Source organism: Pseudooctadecabacter sp. (genome assembly GCF_965657175.1).
Classification (GTDB): Bacteria; Pseudomonadota; Alphaproteobacteria; order Rhodobacterales; family Rhodobacteraceae; genus Octadecabacter.
The window spans coordinates 98,745-116,951 of sequence record NZ_CBFHNH010000008.1; the positions used below are offsets into that span (position 1 = coordinate 98,745).

Annotated in this window: 18 protein-coding genes; 11 read left to right on the forward strand and 7 right to left on the reverse strand. The window is 60.3% G+C overall.

What is annotated here, in order from left to right; genetic code table 11:
- Positions 1-32: 32 nt before the first annotated feature.
- The gene (locus tag ACTG36_RS08980) at positions 33-629 is read right to left on the reverse strand and encodes a thymidine kinase (RefSeq protein ID WP_375281296.1); all 597 of its coding nucleotides are present in this window, start codon (positions 627-629) and stop codon (positions 33-35) included.
- 305 nt (positions 630-934) lie between these two features.
- Here ACTG36_RS08980 and ACTG36_RS08985 point away from each other — a divergent pair, with 305 nt between their 5' ends.
- Together ACTG36_RS08985 and arsH are read left to right on the forward strand one after the other, a co-directional pair.
- Positions 935-1,387: a hypothetical protein gene (locus ACTG36_RS08985; RefSeq protein ID WP_375281295.1), complete on the forward strand. Its 453-nt coding sequence runs from the start codon at positions 935-937 to the stop codon at positions 1,385-1,387.
- A gap of 16 nt (positions 1,388-1,403) precedes the next feature.
- Positions 1,404-2,096 (forward strand): arsenical resistance protein ArsH, encoded by a 693-nt coding sequence (gene arsH / locus ACTG36_RS08990; protein ID WP_439142086.1) that lies wholly within the window; start codon positions 1,404-1,406, stop codon positions 2,094-2,096.
- Between the two features lie 194 nt (positions 2,097-2,290).
- On the opposite strand, the gene ACTG36_RS08995 is transcribed toward arsH, so the two are convergent.
- Positions 2,291-3,412, reverse strand: a complete 1,122-nt coding sequence (locus ACTG36_RS08995) for a beta-ketoacyl-ACP synthase III (protein WP_375281294.1) — start codon at positions 3,410-3,412, stop codon at positions 2,291-2,293.
- Between the two features lie 181 nt (positions 3,413-3,593).
- Between ACTG36_RS08995 and ACTG36_RS09000 the strand changes: the two genes are divergently transcribed.
- Positions 3,594-4,343, forward strand: a complete 750-nt coding sequence (locus ACTG36_RS09000) for a hypothetical protein (protein ID WP_375281293.1) — start codon at positions 3,594-3,596, stop codon at positions 4,341-4,343.
- 65 nt (positions 4,344-4,408) lie between these two features.
- Here ACTG36_RS09000 and carB read toward each other — a convergent pair whose 3' ends face one another.
- Positions 4,409-7,759, reverse strand: a complete 3,351-nt coding sequence (gene carB, locus ACTG36_RS09005) for a carbamoyl-phosphate synthase large subunit (RefSeq protein WP_375281292.1) — start codon at positions 7,757-7,759, stop codon at positions 4,409-4,411.
- A gap of 174 nt (positions 7,760-7,933) precedes the next feature.
- Between carB and ACTG36_RS09010 the strand changes: the two genes are divergently transcribed.
- The 5 genes from ACTG36_RS09010 to ACTG36_RS09030 all read left to right on the forward strand — a co-directional run bounded on the left by ACTG36_RS09010 (position 7,934) and on the right by ACTG36_RS09030 (position 14,171).
- Complete coding sequence (locus ACTG36_RS09010) at positions 7,934-8,608, forward strand: HAD-IA family hydrolase (protein WP_375281291.1); 675 nt, start codon at positions 7,934-7,936, stop codon at positions 8,606-8,608.
- A gap of 277 nt (positions 8,609-8,885) precedes the next feature.
- On the forward strand, positions 8,886-9,449 hold the full coding sequence (gene bchJ, locus ACTG36_RS09015; protein WP_375281290.1) for a bacteriochlorophyll 4-vinyl reductase: 564 nt from the start codon (positions 8,886-8,888) through the stop codon (positions 9,447-9,449).
- A gap of 102 nt (positions 9,450-9,551) precedes the next feature.
- Positions 9,552-11,405 carry an aspartate--tRNA ligase gene (gene aspS / locus ACTG36_RS09020; RefSeq protein ID WP_375281289.1) on the forward strand — a complete coding sequence of 618 codons (1,854 nt, stop codon included), beginning with the start codon at positions 9,552-9,554 and terminating at the stop codon, positions 11,403-11,405.
- 157 nt (positions 11,406-11,562) lie between these two features.
- Entirely contained in the window at positions 11,563-12,942 is a 1,380-nt protein-coding gene (locus tag ACTG36_RS09025; RefSeq protein ID WP_375281288.1) for a DUF1800 domain-containing protein, read from the forward strand.
- A gap of 2 nt (positions 12,943-12,944) precedes the next feature.
- A complete protein-coding gene (locus tag ACTG36_RS09030; protein ID WP_375281287.1) occupies positions 12,945-14,171 on the forward strand; it encodes a DUF1501 domain-containing protein in 1,227 nt (408 codons plus the stop codon).
- Here ACTG36_RS09030 and ACTG36_RS09035 read toward each other — a convergent pair.
- Entirely contained in the window at positions 14,168-14,356 is a 189-nt protein-coding gene (locus ACTG36_RS09035) for a hypothetical protein (protein WP_375281286.1), read from the reverse strand. The genes ACTG36_RS09030 and ACTG36_RS09035 overlap by 4 nt on opposite strands.
- A gap of 102 nt (positions 14,357-14,458) precedes the next feature.
- Here ACTG36_RS09035 and ACTG36_RS09040 point away from each other — a divergent pair, with 102 nt between their 5' ends.
- A complete protein-coding gene (locus ACTG36_RS09040) occupies positions 14,459-15,187 on the forward strand; it encodes a GNAT family N-acetyltransferase (RefSeq protein ID WP_375281285.1) in 729 nt (242 codons plus the stop codon).
- 4 nt (positions 15,188-15,191) lie between these two features.
- Here ACTG36_RS09040 and ACTG36_RS09045 read toward each other — a convergent pair whose 3' ends face one another.
- Entirely contained in the window at positions 15,192-15,908 is a 717-nt protein-coding gene (locus ACTG36_RS09045) for a response regulator (RefSeq protein WP_375281284.1), read from the reverse strand.
- Between the two features lie 200 nt (positions 15,909-16,108).
- Between ACTG36_RS09045 and mce the strand changes: the two genes are divergently transcribed.
- Together mce and ACTG36_RS09055 are read left to right on the forward strand one after the other, a co-directional pair.
- Positions 16,109-16,513 (forward strand): methylmalonyl-CoA epimerase, encoded by a 405-nt coding sequence (mce, locus tag ACTG36_RS09050; RefSeq protein WP_375281283.1) that lies wholly within the window; start codon positions 16,109-16,111, stop codon positions 16,511-16,513.
- Between the two features lie 122 nt (positions 16,514-16,635).
- Positions 16,636-16,929: a DUF1467 family protein gene (locus ACTG36_RS09055; protein WP_375281282.1), complete on the forward strand. Its 294-nt coding sequence runs from the start codon at positions 16,636-16,638 to the stop codon at positions 16,927-16,929.
- Here ACTG36_RS09055 and ACTG36_RS09060 read toward each other — a convergent pair.
- The gene (locus tag ACTG36_RS09060; RefSeq protein ID WP_375281281.1) at positions 16,919-17,611 is read right to left on the reverse strand and encodes an EI24 domain-containing protein; all 693 of its coding nucleotides are present in this window, start codon (positions 17,609-17,611) and stop codon (positions 16,919-16,921) included. The genes ACTG36_RS09055 and ACTG36_RS09060 overlap by 11 nt on opposite strands.
- Positions 17,608-18,186, reverse strand: a complete 579-nt coding sequence (locus tag ACTG36_RS09065) for a nitroreductase family protein (protein WP_375281280.1) — start codon at positions 18,184-18,186, stop codon at positions 17,608-17,610. Before ACTG36_RS09065 ends, ACTG36_RS09060 begins: the two co-directional genes overlap by 4 nt.
- Between the last annotated feature and the right edge of the window lie 21 nt (positions 18,187-18,207).

Here is an 18,207-nt window from a genome sequence, read left to right on the forward strand (position 1 = left end):
TTGGCCCCCCGCCCGCCGCAGGCGCATTGCGCTCAGACCAAAGTGTCTCCGTCGCCCTCCATCGCCTCCCGCCAATGACGGCGGCATAGGCTGACGTAGGTTTCATTGCCGCCCACCTGCACCTGATTGCCACCGGTGACGACAGTGCCGTCCGCGTCCGTGCGGATCACCATGGTGGCCTTCTTGCCGCAATGACAGATCGTGCGGACCTCGCGCATTTCATCGGCCAGCGCCAGCAAGGCGGCAGACCCGGGGAAAAGCTCCCCCATGAAATCGACACGCAGCCCGTACGCCATCACCGGAACGCCCAGATCATCCACAGCTCGCGCCAGTTGCCAGACCTGATCGGCAGACAGAAACTGCGCCTCGTCCACGAAAACGCAGGCGCAAGGGCCTGCGGCCAGACGCGCCTCGATCTTGCGGAACAGATCGTCGGAATGGGCATAGGTGTCCGCCTCAGCCCCGATGCCGATCCGGCTTGCGATCCGGCCTTCGCCCGCCCGGTTGTCAAATTGCGCGGTCAACAAATAGGTTTGCATGCCGCGTTCCGCGTAATTGTGCGCGGCCTGCAGCAACACCGTCGATTTGCCGGCATTCATTGTGGAGTAGTTGAAATAGAGCTTCGCCATGGGCCCGTTAAATGACCCGCCGCTGACCCCGTTGCAAGGGCCAGCGACGACGTTTCGTCCGTGAGTGGCAGGCAAATACACGCCTTTACGAAACAGCGGCCCAAGGGTCGCGGAAGTCAAATGTTTGTCATTCAACCCTGGATGGGGTCCGCTTCCCTTGGTCCTACGGCGTTGGGGACGCCGATCTGGTCGAGTTCGGTCTTTCAAACCGACCCATTGCTCTATATCTGTCAAAAATGGATGGGGTGGTTTATGGGAAAAGATTGGGGTCATTCCCCTCACCACCAAAATGAGGGACGAGACATATGGCTGGCATTGGCAGCTACTTGAAAAAACACACCGAAGCCTTGGTGAAAGATGTGGGTATTGAACCTGCCTGCGAATTGACGGGCAAATCGAAAGCAACGCTTGGGCGCTATTATTCCGATTCCGACGAACATTCGGACCGGTTCATGCCTGTGGATGCTGTTGCCCAGCTTGAGGCCGCCGCAAGCTATCCCCATGTGACATCCGCCTTGGCTGAATTGCATGGCAGCACGCTAAACAAAGACAGCGCGCCCAAGAATTCCGAAGGCGGGATCAACGCGGACGTCATCGCGCTTAGCCAACGGTTCGCCATGTTGATGGCCGAATACCAGCAATCCATCGAAGACGGGATCATCACCGTGAACGAGGCAAAACGACTGCTGCGCGAAACGGTTGAGTTGCAAAAGGTCCTGATCGACATGAAGCTGCATCTTGAAGATGAAAGTGGCTGAGATCGACTCGTCCGATATGCCCAACCTTGTGGCTGGGCAGCTTAAGCCGTTGGACATGGCGGCCCTTGTCGGACCGGATGAGCCGGACCACCCGCCGCGAATCCTGCTTTTGTACGGGTCCTTGCGCGACACCAGCTATTCCCGCGCTGCCGCCGAAGAAGGCGCACGGGTCTTACGCGCTTTGGGATGTGAAACAAAGTTTTTTGATCCCAGCGGCTTGCCCTTGCCTGATGACGCAGGTGCGGATCACCCCAAAGTTGAAGAATTGCGGCAATTGGCGCTTTGGTCCGAAGGTATGGTCTGGTCATCGCCGGAACGTCACGGTGCCATGACCGGCATAATGAAAACCCAAATCGATTGGCTGCCGCTGGCGCCCATCGGGGGCATCCGGCCCACTCAAGGCAAAACGCTCGCGGTGATGCAGGTGTCGGGCGGCTCGCAGTCGTTCAACACGGTCAATCAGATGCGTATTCTGGGGCGTTGGATGCGGATGGTGACAATCCCCAATCAATCCTCGGTGCCGATGGCATGGAAGGAATTTGACGGCGACCGGATGAAACCCTCATCGCTCTATAACCGGATCGTTGACGTCATGGAAGAACTTGCGCGGTTCACTGTCATGACCCGAGGCCGCAAGGACATGTTGGTGGATCGGTATTCGGAACGGGTTGAAAGCCTTGAGGACGTCCACAAGCGGGTGAGTTCGTAAGGGGGCGCTGCCCCCCGGCCTTCGGCCTCCCCCCGAGGTATTTGAAAACCAGAGAGTTTCAGCCGTCCCTGAAAGCCTCCAACGGGGCGCGCGAGATGGGGCGGCGGCGCGTTAACCTTAATTCTAGATGAACGGCACGAAAGGCACGCCGCAGGCGGCCAGCAGGGTCAGAGCGGCAAGTGTAAGGGCAGTCCTCATTCGGCTTTCTCCAAGATCACTGAGCCTACGGAATAGCCCGCCCCGAACGAACAAATCAAGCCATGGTCGCCGGGCTGTAGGTCGTCAGAATACTTGGAAAACGCGATGATCGAACCGGCGGAGGAGGTATTTGCGTAATCCTGCAGAATATTGGGCTGTTCGCCCTCTTCCGGTGTGCGGCCCAAGACCTTTTTTCCGATGTAGTCGTTCATGGATTTGTTGGCCTGATGCAGCCACAACCGTTTCAGATCATCGGCATTCACGCCTTCGTCGTCCATGTGGCCTGCGATGTGTTTGCTGACCAGCGGCAAGACCTCTTTGAACACCTTACGGCCGTTTTGCATGAACTGCATGTCGCGCCGGTCTTCCATCTTGTCGCGGGTCCGGCGCAAAAAGCCGTTGTTGTTGCGGATGTTGTTGGAGAATTGCGTCGCCAGACGGGTAGATTTGATTTTGAAATGCGGGGTTTGCAAGTCTTCGTCCCGTTCAATCAAAAGCGCCGTGGCCACATCACCAAAGATGAAATGACAGTCGCGGTCGCGCCATTCCAGATGGGCGGAGCAAATCTCGGGGCAGATCACCAGTGCGCTGCGGATCGAGCCTGACCGGATCATGTCAGCTGCGGTTTGAATGCCGAACGTCGCGGAAGAACAGGCCACGTTCATGTCAAAGGCAAAGCCCTGAATGTCCAGCATCTGTTGGATTTCCACGGCAATCGCGGGGTAGGCGCGTTCGTGGTTGGAGGCGGCACAAATGACAGCGTCTACATCGTCTGCGGCGCGACCTGCCTGTGCCAGTGCCTGAAGGGCTGCGTCAGCGGCCATTTCCGCCATTAGGGACGGTTCATCATCGCGGCGGTCCGGAAGGGACGGAAACATGCGCGTAGGGTCAAGGACGCCCGTTTTATCAAGGACATAGCGCCGCTCAATGCCCGATGCCGCAAGGATAAAGTCAGATGACGAATGGGGTTTTTCTGCGATGTCACCCGCCGCGATTGCGTCGGCGTTTTCAGCGTTGAACAGGTCCGCATGGGCATTGAAGGCCGCGACCAATTCGTCGTTTGTTATAACGTGTTCGGGGGTAAAAACGCCCGATCCGGTGATGGCTGCTGAATACATGTTTGCCCCCTAGGTTTGGCGCACATTGGGCCTGTTTCAGGCGGGAATTGCAAGCATGACGGGGCGTATGGTTTTGGCGGCGAATGCGGTGCTGAAATATGTCCAATCAACGCCCAACATTGGACACAGTGCACCCCTAGGGCGGTGACTGTTGAGCAATAAGAACCAATGAGGCACCTGCATGGCGTTGAATTTAAAGCTTTCTTTGATCGCGGCTGCGGGATTAACGCTTGCGGCCTGCGGGCAAGCCCCCGACGTGGCGCAAAGCACTCGGATGAACAACAGCGCCTTGTTGTTTTATGATGATACGGTTCAGGGCGCGTCGGTGCCAGATCAGGTCGCCGCGTTGAATGAAGCGGCAGATCGGCTTGTGCGGCGGTCGCAGATCAATGGGGCATTGGTCGGTGCGGCCTTGGGCTGTGGTGTGACACTGGCGACCGGCAGCAGCAGTACGCGCGATTGCGTGGCCGCCGCAGCACTTGGCGGGGCCGCAGGCGCGGTTTTAGGCACGCAGCGTGGTGAGCGTGAGGTCGCACGGCGCGTGGCGCTGGTGGCTGAGGGCGACGTGGCACGGCAGCTGAACGCTGCAACCGGTCAAATGGCGGCGCTGCGCCAGTCCTTGCCGGCCTATCTGGCTGACCAAGAGGCGGAGTTGAACCGTCTGACCATGCAGCAGATCAAGGGTCAGATCACCCAGCAGGAACATGATATTGCCGTGCTTGAGATCCAGCAGCAGCGGCTGGATCTGGGCGGTGCTCTCGAACTCAGTGCGCGCGATGCTCGCACGGCAGCGGCAAACCTGCGCGCGGCGACGCAGCGCGGTCAAACCGGACTGGATTGGCATATTCAGACAGCTGATGCGCTGGTTGACGACGTTGAATCAGCCCAACTGGAATATGATTTGATGAATGGGCCACTTCTGGGCGGTTAACGCCCATACCTTCGCGACACAGGATGTGCCAAGGCCCCCGCGTTGGGGGCCTTGATTGTCTTTGATCAGCCCTGAAGCGCGCGTACCTTCACATCACCGGACACCTTGGCGCGGATCGCCAATGCCGCCGCATGTGATCCCGACAGCGTTGTGTAATAGGGGATGCGGTCGGCCAGTGCGATGGCGCGGATGGAGCGGCTGTCTTCGACGGCGGCTGTGCCTTCGGTGGAATTCATGACCAGTGCGATTTCGCCGTCTTTCAAAAGGTCCGCAACCGTGCGGCCGCCCTCATAGACTTTGTTCACGACCGTGGCCTCAATCCCTTGATCTTGCAGCCATTTTGCCGTGCCACGGGTAGCGTAAAGCGTCATGCCAAGATCACGCAGGATGGTCGCTGTTTCCACCAGTTGGCCAGTTTTGTCCGCGTCCTTGATGGACAGGAACGCGCAGCCTTCGGTGGGCAAATCCACGCCTGCGCCCATCTGTGCCTTTAGGAACGCGCGGTCAAATGACCGTGCCCAGCCCATCACTTCACCGGTGGAGCGCATTTCAGGGCCGAGGATCGTATCAACGCCAGGAAAGCGGTTGAACGGCAGGACAGCCTCTTTGACGCTGAACCACGGGGTTTTGGGGTCGGCCAATGTGAACGCATCGCCCAGCGGCATGACGTCCATCGGATCATCGGCGGGCGCATAGGGTTCTCGCAGCGGGAAGTTCGACAGCGGCTCACCGGCCATGAGGCGCGCGGCGATAGAGGCGACGGCTGAGTCCGTGGCCTTGGCGACGAAGGGGACGGTGCGAGAGGCGCGGGGGTTGACCTCAATCAGGTAGACATCGCCGTTCTTGACCGCAAATTGCACGTTCATCAGGCCGACGACTTTGAGGGCCAGCGCCAGTTCACGGGTCTGGCGTTTGATTTCGTCCACGATGTCTTCGGGTAGGGTGTGGGGCGGCAGGCAGCAGGCGCTGTCGCCGGAGTGGACGCCCGCCTCTTCGATATGCTGCATGATGCCCGCGACATGGGTGTCTTTGCCGTCGGAAAGGCAGTCCACGTCAACCTCGACCGCGCCACTCAGGTAGCTGTCGAGCAACACGGGGCTGTCGCCGGAGACCACGACTGCCTCGGCGATGTAGCGTTCAAGCTGTGCCATATCGCGCACGATTTCCATGGCGCGGCCACCCAGCACATAAGACGGGCGGATTACCAGCGGAAAGCCGATATCTTTCGCAATTTCAAGGGCTTCGGCATCGGTAGAGGCGATGCCGTTCTTGGGTTGCAACAGGTTCAGATCATTCACCAGCGCTTGGAACCGTTCACGGTCCTCGGCCCAGTCGATGCTGTCGGGCGAGGTTCCAAGGATCGGGATGCCTTCGTCGGCCAGCGCTTGTGCGATCTTCAGCGGGGTCTGCCCGCCGAACTGGACGATGACGCCGTGCAGCGTGCCATTGTGCTGTTCCACACGCAGAATTTCCATGACGTGTTCAAACGTCAGAGGCTCGAAATACAGCCGGTCCGAGGTGTCATAATCGGTCGACACGGTTTCAGGGTTACAGTTGACCATGATCGTCTCATAGCCCTGATCGGTCAGCGCGAAACAGGCGTGGCAGCAGCAGTAATCAAACTCGATGCCCTGACCGATCCGGTTCGGGCCGCCGCCCAAGATCACGACCTTTTTGCGATCTGACGGGCGCGCCTCACATTCCACGTCGCCCATCATCGGGGCTTCGTAGGTGGAATACATGTAGGGCGTCTGGGCCTCAAATTCCGCCGCACAGGTGTCGATGCGTTTGAACACGGCGGTGACGCCGCTGCCGTGGCGGACCTTGCGAACCTCAGCTTCGCTGAGACCCGCAAGGGTCGCCAGACGGGCGTCGGTGAAGCCCAGCATTTTCAACGCGCGCAGGTCTGCGGGGTCAGTCGGCAGACCGGATCCGCGGACGCCTTCCTCGGCGTCGATGATTTCGCGGAACCGGTCAAGGAACCATGGATCAAAGGATGTAACCGCCTGAATGTCCTCGTTGGTCAGCCCATGGCGCATGGCCTGCGCGATGACGCGAATGCGGTCGGGGGTTTGTTGGGCCAGTGCTTTGGTGACGGCGGCGCGGTCTGGGGCACCCTCAATGACGATATCATCGAAGCCGGTCAGGCCGTTTTCCATCGACGCGAGCGCCTTTTGCATGGATTCGTGGAACGTGCGGCCGATGGCCATGACCTCGCCCACGGATTTCATCGCGGTGGTCAGGTAAGGTTCGGACCCTGGGAATTTCTCAAAGGCAAAACGTGGAATTTTGGTGACGACATAGTCGATCGACGGCTCGAACGATGCGGGCGTCACGCCGGTGATGTCGTTGTCCAATTCATCCAGCGTGAAGCCAACGGCCAGCTTGGCGGCAATTTTCGCAATCGGGAAACCGGTGGCTTTGGACGCCAGCGCCGATGACCGCGACACGCGCGGGTTCATCTCAATCACAACCATGCGCCCGTCGGCGGGGTTCACGGCCCATTGCACGTTCGATCCGCCGGTTTCCACACCGATTTCGCGCAGCACGTTAATCGAATGGGTGCGCATCAGCTGGTATTCTTTGTCTGTGAGCGTCAGCGCCGGAGCAACGGTGATGGAATCCCCGGTGTGCACGCCCATCGGGTCCACGTTTTCGATGGAACAAACGATGATGGCATTATCGGCGGTGTCGCGGACCACCTCCATCTCGTATTCCTTCCAGCCCAACAGGGACTGGTCCACGAGGATCTGCGCCATGGGGGAGGCTTCCATGCCCGTGCGGCAGAAATGTTCATATTCTTCGCGGTTATAGGCCACGCCGCCGCCGGTGCCGCCAAGGGTGAAGGCGGGGCGGATGATGGCGGGAAGGCCGATCTCTTCGAGGGCTTCAAGGGCGATTTTCAAACCGGCATTGATGTCGAATTTGTCGGTGACGCGGGCCGCATCCTTGTCGATGGTGGGGGCGGTGACGATGGTGGCTTTGGGGTTTTCGATCCCCAAACGGTCCATGGCTTCGCGGAACAGGTGGCGATCCTCGGCCATCTCAATGGCTTCGCGCTTGGCGCCGATCATCTCAACGCCGAATTCCTCAAGCACGCCCATGTCGGCCAACGCCAGTGAGGTGTTCAGACCGGTCTGCCCGCCCATGGTGGGCAGCAGCGCATCGGGGCGTTCTTTTTCAATGATTTTGGCAACAGTCTCGGGCGTGATCGGTTCGATATACGTCGCATCGGCCAGACCAGGGTCAGTCATGATCGTGGCGGGGTTGGAGTTGACCAGAATGACGCGGTAGCCTTCTTCGCGCAGTGCCTTACACGCTTGTGCGCCCGAATAGTCGAATTCGCAGGCCTGTCCGATAACAATGGGTCCCGCGCCGATGATCATGATCGACTTGATGTCGGTTCTCTTTGGCATGGCAGCGCCCCCTGAAATTTTCAAATTGTCCGCGTTATAGGGATGGGTGGGCAGGGCGCAAGGGGGAATGGGCGCTGTCGGGGTAGGAATCTTTGCCGTCGATGCCCTAGGGCGGGAACCGATCGGGCCACTGGCGCGTAATGCTCTATACCTTCCCACCTTCAGGAGACCACCATGACACCATCCGCTTTGATTTTCGGGTCCATCGGGGCCATCGCCGAAACGTCAGATATCCAGCGCCGCGCGTTCAACGCAGCCTTTGCGGCGGCGGGTCTGGATTGGGAGTGGTCAGAGGACGACTATAAGGACATGTTGCAAAAGCCCGGTGGCCGGAACCGGATTGCGGATTTCGCGGCGTCCCGGGGTGAGGACGTTGACGCTGACGCCATCCACGAGGCCAAAGTCGAATTTTTTGAACAGATGGTGGAGGACGAAGGCATTGTCCCACGTCCCGGCGTGATTGAGGCGATCAAAGCCGCCCGCGATGCGGGGATGGTGTTGGGCTGGGCCACGTCCACAACGCCCCGCACGGTGGAGCTGATGCTGAGCGGGCTGTTTCCCGCATTGCCGCGGTCGGTCTTTGATTTCATCGGGGATGCCACGATGGTTGAACACAGCAAACCCGCGCCAGACATTTATCTGCGTGCTCTCACCGATCTGAACGTGGCGCCCGAAAACGCCATCGCGATCGAAGACACGCCCGAGGCCGCAGAGGCCGCCCGTGCCGCTGGTCTGTTCACTTTGGGCTATGCCAACGCATTGGCCCAAGGTCGCGCATTCCCAGATGGGGTGAAAGTCATCGACGCGCTTCGCGTTAAAGATGTGCTGGTGCAGAAAGCCGCCGCCTAGCCTGTTTTTGACCTTGTAAACCAAGCGAACCATACGCCATATCTGTGATCGGATGTGGCGTGTGTGCTGCGGTGCAGCGTTCCCTGACATGCAATGTGTAAACTTTAGTTGACAGTTTGAGTGTCACTTTAAGTTTGCAGTCTGCCCATAGACACCCTTATTTTTCATAGCATTACAATCCGGTCGCCCTTCGGGTGTGGTCGGTCCCGCATTGCAAGGTGGATACATGGCAGAACCGTTAGTCGCCCCACTACGCCGACCCAATCGGCCCGGATTTATGGCTCCGTTTCTTTTGTTGGAAATGGCAGCTGCCGTAAGGGATGTGCGCGGGGAGGACGATCTGGACATGGTCTTGAAAGAGGCGCAGGTGTTTCGCCTGCCCGACAACGATGAACCGGTGCGCGAAGACAAAGTCGCCCGTGTGCATCAGGCCGTGCGCCGTTTGTGGCCTGATCAGTCCGAAGACATCGGAATGCAGGCGGGTGCGGGGGCAGCCCAGCGGATCATGGACACCCAGATCACCGTCAAGGCCCAAGGGATGTTGGCCAAGATGCCACGCGCCACGGGCGCATGGTTGCTGGCCAAAACCGCACGGCAAAACGCATGGACCTTTTCGGGGTCCGGCGAATTTGTGGTCGAAAGTGAAACCCGCTTCATTCTGCGCGAAAACCCCATCGTTTTGGGGGAAGAGGCGGAAACGACCGTCTGCCATTTTCACGCCAGCCTCTTTGAAAAGCTGTTCAGCACGCTGATCCATCCGCGCCTTGTGTGCAACGAAGTGTCTTGCAACGCCGTCGGCGATGAGGCCTGCGTTTTCGAATTCACCATGGCCGCCGCCTGACGGGGCGACGAAAGCCTTTCAAAACGGGCGCTATGTGTTGACTTCTTAAGCGTCAGGGTATGTATCGGCGCGACGAGATTGCCGATGCCCGAAGGAAACGCCATGCACGCCTACCGAAGCCATACCTGCGCCGACCTGAACAAGGACAATGTGGGCGAAACCGTCCGCCTGTCGGGCTGGGTCCACCGCGTGCGCGACCACGGCGGTTTGCTGTTCATCGACCTGCGCGACCACTACGGCATCACGCAAGTCATGGCCGACCCTGACAGCCCTGTCTTTTCGCAGATCGAAAAGGTCCGCTCTGAATGGTGCATCCGCATCGACGGCAACGTCATGGCGCGCGACGAAAGCCTTGTGAACCCCAAACTCCCCACCGGTGAGATTGAGGTGTTCATCCGCGATATCGAAGTCCTCGGCGCGGCCAAAGAACTGCCCCTGATGGTCTTTGGCGATCAGGAATACCCCGAAGAAACCCGTCTGAAATACCGCTATCTGGACCTGCGTCGCGAAGTGATGCAGGACAACATGAAACTGCGGTCGGACGTTGTGGCCTCCATGCGCAAACGCATGTGGGACAAGGGGTTCCGCGAATACCAGACGCCGATCATCACGGCATCTTCCCCTGAAGGCGCGCGCGACTTTCTGGTGCCCAGCCGTCTGCATCCGGGCAAGTTCTATGCGCTGCCGCAGGCGCCTCAGCAGTTCAAACAGCTGATCATGGTGTCGGGCTACGACAAATATTTCCAGATCGCACCCTGTTTTCGCGACGAAGACCCCCGCGCCGACCGCTCCCCCACCGATTTTTACCAGCTGGACCTTGAGATGTCCTTTGTTGAACAACAGGACGTCTTCGACACGATCCAGCCGGTTCTTGCAGGCGTGTTCGAAGAATTCGGCAAGGGCCGTAAAGTCGACCAAACTTGGGAACAGATCAGCTACCGCGATGCGGCCAAGTGGTACGGCACCGACAAGCCCGATTTGCGCAACCCGATCAAGATGCAGGATTGTTCCGAACACTTCCGTGGTTCCGGCTTTGCGATCTTCGCCAAGCTGCTGGAACAAGAGGGCACCGAGGTCCGCGCCATTCCCGCCCCCACTGGCGGCAGCCGCAAGTTCTGCGACCGTATGAACGCATTCGCGCAGAAAGAAGGGCTGCCCGGGATGGGCTATATTTTCTGGCGGAAAGAAAGCCCCGACAGCATCGCGCAAGAGCGTGGGATCACCGTGAAAGAGGTCAACGCCCTTATTAAGTCCGGAGAGATCACGCTGGGCGAAGAGGCCGCAGGCCCCTTGGCCAAGAACATCGGACCAGAACGCACGGAAGCCATCCGGCAGCAGCTGGGCCTTGGCGTGGGCGACGCGGCCTTCTTCTTGGGCGGCAAACCCAAGGCGTTTGAACCCGTGGCGGGCAAAGCCCGTCAGGTCATCGGCGATGAGTTGGGCCTGACCGACACGAACCGCTTTGCCTTTGCATGGATCGTCGATTTCCCGATCTACGAACGCGACGCCGAGACCGGTGCCATTGATTTTGAACACAACCCGTTCTCCATGCCGCAAGGCGGGATGGACGCGCTCATGGGCAATCCCGAAGATGTGCTGGGCTATCAATATGATCTGGCCTGTAACGGCTACGAACTGGTGTCCGGCGCAATCCGGAACCACCGCCCCGAGATCATGTTCAAAGCGTTTGAAATCGCAGGCTACGGCAAGGACGAAGTCGAAAAGCGGTTCGGTGGCATGGTGAACGCCTTCCAATATGGCGCGCCCCCACACGGAGGCTGTGCGGCGGGTATTGACCGGATTGTGATGCTTCTGGCGGATGCGGACAATCTGCGCGACGTGATGATGTTCCCCATGAACCAACGCGCCGAAGATCTGATGATGAACGCCCCAAGCGCACCGCAGAACGAACAACTGCGCGAACTGCGCTTGCGCGTTTTGCCGCCCGAGGACTAGGCCTAGTGGACATAGGGCGGGCTAAAATTCCGGAATTTTAGCGCATGTTGTGGTGGGCGGGGCAGACAATTCCCCGCCCATTTTGCTGCCAATTGCGGATATCTCTTGTCTGCGCCACCGGCGGTCCACACATTAGACCCCAGACAGGAGACCCGCGATGACCTTCGATCCGATCCTTGCTGCCGTCCGCTTTGGCAACGGTTTGTCGCCAGATGTGGCGGCCCCGGCCTCTGTTTCGGATATGTTGGGTCTGTTGTCAGGGCCGGACGTGGCCGCCGCAGCTCATCCGATCCCGATCTTTGACGACCTCTATCCATCCCAATGGGATATGCGGCTCGCCTCCGCCGATATCCAAAACGCCGAAGGCGAGGAGGCGAAGGCCGCAGCGGAACAGGCCCTCAAAGACATGCGCGCCGAGGCGAGTGAGGTTTGGGCCCAAAGCACCATGCAGCAACTGTCACGCGATGTGACCACGCAAGACGGCATGCGCGAACGCCTGGTGCGGTTCTGGGCGGATCATTTCACCGCGCCCCCGACCAACGGCGCGTGGCGCTATCACGTCTTTCCCATGATCGAACAACGGGTGCGACCCCATATCTCGGGCCGGTTTTCAGACATGCTGCGGGCGGCGGTGATGAACCCGCTGATGATCCAATACCTCAGCCAGACCCATTCCATCGGTCCAGGCAGTGAGGTCGGCCAACGCACGGGGCGCGGCCTGAATGAAAACATGGCGCGTGAGGTCTTGGAACTGCACACCTTGGGCGCGGGCGGCAGCTACACCCAGACGGACGTCCGCGAATTTGCGGAACTTCTGACCGGGCTGACCTACACCGCGCGGCGCGGCTTCAGCTATGAGGTCAACAAGACCGAACCGGGGGCTGAGGTCGTGCTGGGCCAATCCTACGGCGGGGGCGAGGCCACGCTGGATCAAGTGTTGGTGGCGCTGGACGATCTGGCCGTGCATCCCGACACCGCGCGTCATCTGGCGCAAAAATTGGTAGTGCATTTTATCGGCCCTGCGCCTGATCCGGACCTCGTGGCGACAATGGCTGCGCGCTATCTGGACAGCGGCGGGCAGTTGATCGCGCTCTATGAGGCGATGTTGACCCACGCGGCTGCGTGGGCGCCTGAATTGCGCCGCGTGAAACAGCCCTTTGGTTTTGTGGCCGCCTCCCTGCGGGCGCTGGCGGTGCCTGCGGAGGAGCTGACCGGCAAAGACTACCGCGTTGTTGCGCGCGAATTTTTCCGCCCCCTTACGGCCATGGGCCAAACCATTCACCAACCGCTTGGCCCCGATGGCTGGGCCGAAGAGGATGAGGCCTGGATCACGCCACAAGGCATGGCCGGGCGCATCACCTGGGCCATGCAGATGCCCGAACGGATGCTGGACCGCTTGCCGGACCCGCGCGATTTTGTCTTTCACGCCCTTGGCCCGAACCCGCCCGAGGCCGTGATCTTTGCCGCCCATGCCGCCGAAACCGTGTCCGACGGCATTGGGTTGGTACTGGCATCCTCGGCCTTTCAAAGGAGATGACCATGGACCGCAGACGTTTTTTGACCGGCGCGACGGTTTTGGGCTGCTCTGCTGCGGCCTCGCCCTGGATCACGCCGGTGGCTTTGGCGGCTGCGCCTTGGGACACGCGGCTGGTGGTGATTATCCTGCGCGGCGGCGTCGACGGGTTGGATGTGATCCAACCCTATGGCGACCCGCATTTGGCGGGCTTGCGGCCCAATTTGCCTGTGGGGGAGGCCGTTGGCGCGCTGGATCTGGATGGGTTCTACGGGCTCAATCCGGCCTTTGGTGCCCTCAAACCCCTCTATGACGCGGGCGAGTTTGGTGCGGTGCACGCGGTGTCCACGCCCTATCGCGACAAGCGCAGCCATTTTGACGGCCAAGACATCCTCGAGGCCGGATTGCCGGGGCTTCAGGGTGGGGGCCTGCGTGATGGCTGGCTGAACCGGCTGTTACAGACCACGCCGGGGTTGGAGCCTGAAATTGCCTATGCCATCGGGCCCGAACAGATGTTGGTTCTGTCCGGTGAGGCCCGCGCCGCGCGCTGGTCACCTGAGGCTGAATTGCGGATTTCGGCCAATGCGCGTGCGTTGCTGAATGTGGTGCACCACGATGATCCGTTGTTCCGCGATGCGTCCGAAGACGCCATTGAGATTGTTGAGCAAATCGCCGCCGAGGCCGCCGCAGCGGAGGCCGCCGCCGCTGATGATGCGGACGCGGCCGAGATGATGATGGCCGGGTCCACCAGCCGGTCCAGCAATACCACGGCGCTTGCGCGGTTTGCGGCGTCACGGTTGCGGCGGGACACGCGAATTGCGTCGTTTTCGGTCAACGGGTGGGACACCCATTCGCGGCAGGGGCGCATTCTGGGGCGGCGTGGTCAGGCGCTGGCCGACGTGATTTTAACGCTCAAGGCCGATCTTGGCCCGGTCTGGGACAAGACGGCGGTGCTGTGTATGACGGAATTTGGCCGCACGGCAGGTGAAAACGGCAGCGGCGGAACCGATCACGGCACGGGCGGGGCGCTGTTTTATGCAGGTGGCGCGCTGCGCGGCGGGCAGGTCATGGGGCAATGGCCCGGCCTTGCGTCGGGCGATCTTTATGACGGGCGTGATCTGTTGCCCACGCGCGATGTGCGGGCCTATGCGGCGTGGGCCATGCGTGGCCTGATCGGGCTGGATCGCGGCCTGTTGGAACGCGACATCTTCCCCGGTCTCGACATGGGGGCCGAGCCGCGTTTGGTGCTTTAGACGCCGGTTGAGGGGGCGATCTGTTCGATCACAGCATCGGTGTCTTCGGCCAAATCCTGCGCGGGCGTGCCCACTGTGGCCATCACTGCCGCACCCAGCAGGACCAAACCTGCCGTCAGAACCATCCAATCAATGGTGGTGTTGCCATCGTCTTCGGTCCAAAATCGTTTGACGATATTTTCCATACTTAAAATCCTTGTACCAAGTGACGAGACTGGGATCGGTATGCGGGGCAATTGGGGCAGCTTTTTGCCGGATCGGCGGCGAAGGTCGGGGCATTTGAGGGAATGATGGAGAATTCTGATATGCGACCCCTTGGGGTAAAAGTTGAATTTGAGGGGGCGATTGTCCCTGACGACACCCCCATGGACGGGGCGTTTGTGCGGCTCGAACCTCTTTCGCCCCCCGACCATGGGCCGGCGCTTTGGGCACAGATCAAGGATCATCCGCAGGTTTGGGATTACCTGTATGAAGCTCCGCCCGAGGACGCGGCGGCGTTTGTTGAAACCTTGGTCGTGTCCTGCGCCAAAGAGGGCTGGCACGGCTATGCGATCTGCCTGCCGGATCTGGGGCCGGTGGGCTATGCGTTCTACCTCAACACGGTGCCCGCCATGGGCACGATTGAGGTCGGCAACATCAATTTCTCACCCCGTTTACAGCGCACACCGGCCGCGACAGAGGCCATGTATCTGATGATGCGCGCGGCCTTCGCGCGGGGCTACCGGCGCTATGAATGGAAGTGCAACGCGCTGAACATGCCGTCGCGCCGCGCGGCCCAGCGGCTGGGGTTCTCATGGGAAGGCATTTTTCGCCAACACCTGATTGTCAAAGGCCGCAATCGCGATACGGCATGGTTTGCCATGACCGATGGCGACTGGCCCGCCTTGGATGGCGCATTTCAAACATGGCTCGCGCCCGGGAACTTTGACGGGCAGAGTACGCAGCGGCAGTCTTTGGCGGCCCTGACGGGGCCGGTTCGGGTCGCCAGTGATCCTGCCCAGTCATCCTCCGCCTGACCCGTTACAGTGCCGCCGTCCGCGCGATGCGGTCATGGACCATCTGCGCAATTCGCGCGACTTGTCCGTGCACAGCATTTCCATTGGTCTGAAGGGTGGCGAGTGTTTTCGCCTCGGCCTCAAGGTTGGTGTCGCCCGCGCTGCGGGCGATCCCCCCCAGAAACTGGGTCAGATAGCGCAGTGTACGGGCATCAGTCGGGTCCTCGAGCGCCACAGCGGCCGCAGCCAAATCGTCCCGCAGGGCGACTTCATCTGGGATCACCGTTTCATCTGATAGCACGCGCAGGCCCTTGGGTTGGCGATCTGACGGAAGATGTTCAAGAACTTTTGACTGGAAGAACCCGATGCTGCTGATCGGTTTGTCCAAAAAGCCATCGGCCCCGGCCTTAAGGGCCTGAACCTCACCGTCGGGATCGCCTGAGGTCCCAAGGACCACGTCGACCCGTGGACGGGCCTGGGTGAGGTCGCGGATCAAATCCACGCCGGACCCGTCGGGCAGGCCGATATCGACGATCACAACTGAAGGGCGGTAGACGGCCAAATGACGCTGGGCGCTGAACAGGCTGTCGGCACGTCTGATCCGCGCGCCGGAGCGCAGGCACAACAGGCGCATGGCCTCGGACGCGAAGCGGCTGTCTTCGACGACCAGAACCGTGAGGCCCAAAAGCGGGCGGTTGGCGGTTGGCGGGCGGGTCTGCATAAAGTCGTCAAGGCTGTCCATGATGATCCCCCAAGGATGTGCCGGGACGACCCGGCGTTTGGCTGCATACGACTCACTAGACAGCATTGTAGTGAATCTTCCGTTAACGATGGTTTGGCGGGGACGGCCGCAACGTCGCAGGGGGATGCGACAGGCTGGTCGTTGCGCACGCGCCACGGCTGGTTGATAAGACAGGCGCAGCGATGAAGGAGGAGCGCATTATGATCGGACGTTTGAACCACGTGGCCATTGCCGTGCCAGACCTGGAGGCCGCATGCGCCCAATACCGCGGGGCCTTGGGTGCCAATGTTGGAGCCCCTCAGGATGAACCTGATCACGGTGTGACAGTGGTGTTTATTGAGCTTCCCAACACCAAGATCGAATTTCTTTATCCGCTGGGCGATGACAGCCCGATCAAGGGCTTTCTTGAGAAAAACCCGTCAGGTGGCATTCACCATATTTGTTACGAAGTGGAGGATATTCTGGCCGCCCGTGACAAACTTCAGGCCGAAGGCGCGCGGGTGCTGGGAACGGGGGAGCCAAAGATCGGCGCACACGGCAAGCCGGTGTTGTTTTTGCACCCCAAAGATTTCAATGGCTGCTTGATTGAGCTGGAAGAAGTCTAAGTTCTGAAGGGTATCTGGTGCGGGCCGACCCTCCGGGGGGAGTTTTTCGGGCCAGATGAAGACAGGACGGAGCGTTTTGCCGAGGGCGAGGCGCATTAAGGTTAATTTAGGAGGTTTGAGCGATGGGGATAACGTCAGCAATTGTGCTGTTTGCAGTGGTCTGGTTCATGACTTTTTTCATCGTCCTGCCGTTGCGGCTGACGACCCAAGGGGAAGACGGCACAGTCGTGCCCGGCACCCACAAATCCGCACCTGCAGATGCGCAGATCGGGCGGAAAGCGCGGATCACGACCTATTGGGCGGTGCCCATCTGGGCGGTGTTGGCGGTGGTGATCTTGTCGGGTTGGATATCGGTTCGCGACATCGACTGGTTTGACCGGATGTCGACACCGCAGGGGGCGGCCTCTACGTCCTAGCCGCGATGCGGTGATAGAGGTGTGTGAACGTCGCCGCACCCAAAATAGGCACCAGCAGGTTGAGTACAGGCACGGTCAGCGGGATCGCCATCAGGGTGCCTGCGAACCAAATCTCCCCCATATGGCGGCGCCGCAGGGCTTTGGCCTGAGCACGGCCTTCGCGGCGCAGGGCTGCCACGGTGAAGTATTCCCGACCCAGCAGGAACCCGTTGATAAGGTAGAACACCAGCGGGGCCGCAAACCAGTAAAGTGGCAACAAAAGCAGCGCCACAAGGTTCACAAAGACCAGCAGCCCCAGAAACGACAGCGTGTCGCGGATGGCATCCCCCCAGCTGACGCGCGGGGCAGGGGGCAGGTGGGGATAGTGGCGGACTTCGACCGCGTCGGCCACGTCTTCGAGGAACATGGATGTGATGGCCGAGGCCACGGGGATCATCAAAAAGATCGACAATACCAGCATCAGCACGATGCTGCCCCAGCTGAGCAATCCGCCGACAAAGGCGTTCGGCCCCAGAAACGGCAGATCAAAGGAGGCGGGGTCGATCCAGTCCAGCAGGCCCAGAAACGCCGCATAGGCCGCCACCAGCAGCGCCAGTGTCAGGCCGATCCCCAAAAACAGCACACGGCGAAATCGCGGATCCCCGATCTGGCCGATGGCCTTGGCGATGTCCGAAAAGATCATTCCGCAACCCATGTGATTTTCTGCGCCAAATCTGGGCGCGGGCGTTCGGGCGGGGCGTGTGTTTCTGTCCCAATGTGGATCAAACCCGCGATGCGTTCATGCGCAGCAAGGCCCAGATTGTCCTCAACGAACGTCCGGTCATGGGACGCCCAGCCGCTGAGCCAATTTGCCCCCCAGCCCGCCGCCAAAGCCGCATTCAGCAGCGACAGGCAAACGGCGCCCGCGGAATAGGTCTGTTCGATTGCAGGGATTTTCGCAGAGGCCACGGGGCTGTCTACTACAACCACGGCAAGGTCCGCATCGGCGTATTGAGACACCGCTTTAGGGCGCGTTTCCGGGTCGATCTTCAGCGCCTCGGCGCGGGTGGGAATGGCCTGTGCCAACCGTGTCAGGGCCTGTTTTTCCAGCACGATAAACCGCCACGGTTCAAGTTTGCCATGATCGGGCGTGCGGGCCGCAGCGGTCAGGATCACCTCCAGCTCGGCCCGGTCGGGCACCGGCGCGCGCAAGGTTTTGGCCGGCCGCGACCGGCGGGTGAGAAGAAAATCGAGGGCGGCTTGATTGCGGTCTGGCATCGTGTCTCCTGTGGTTGGATG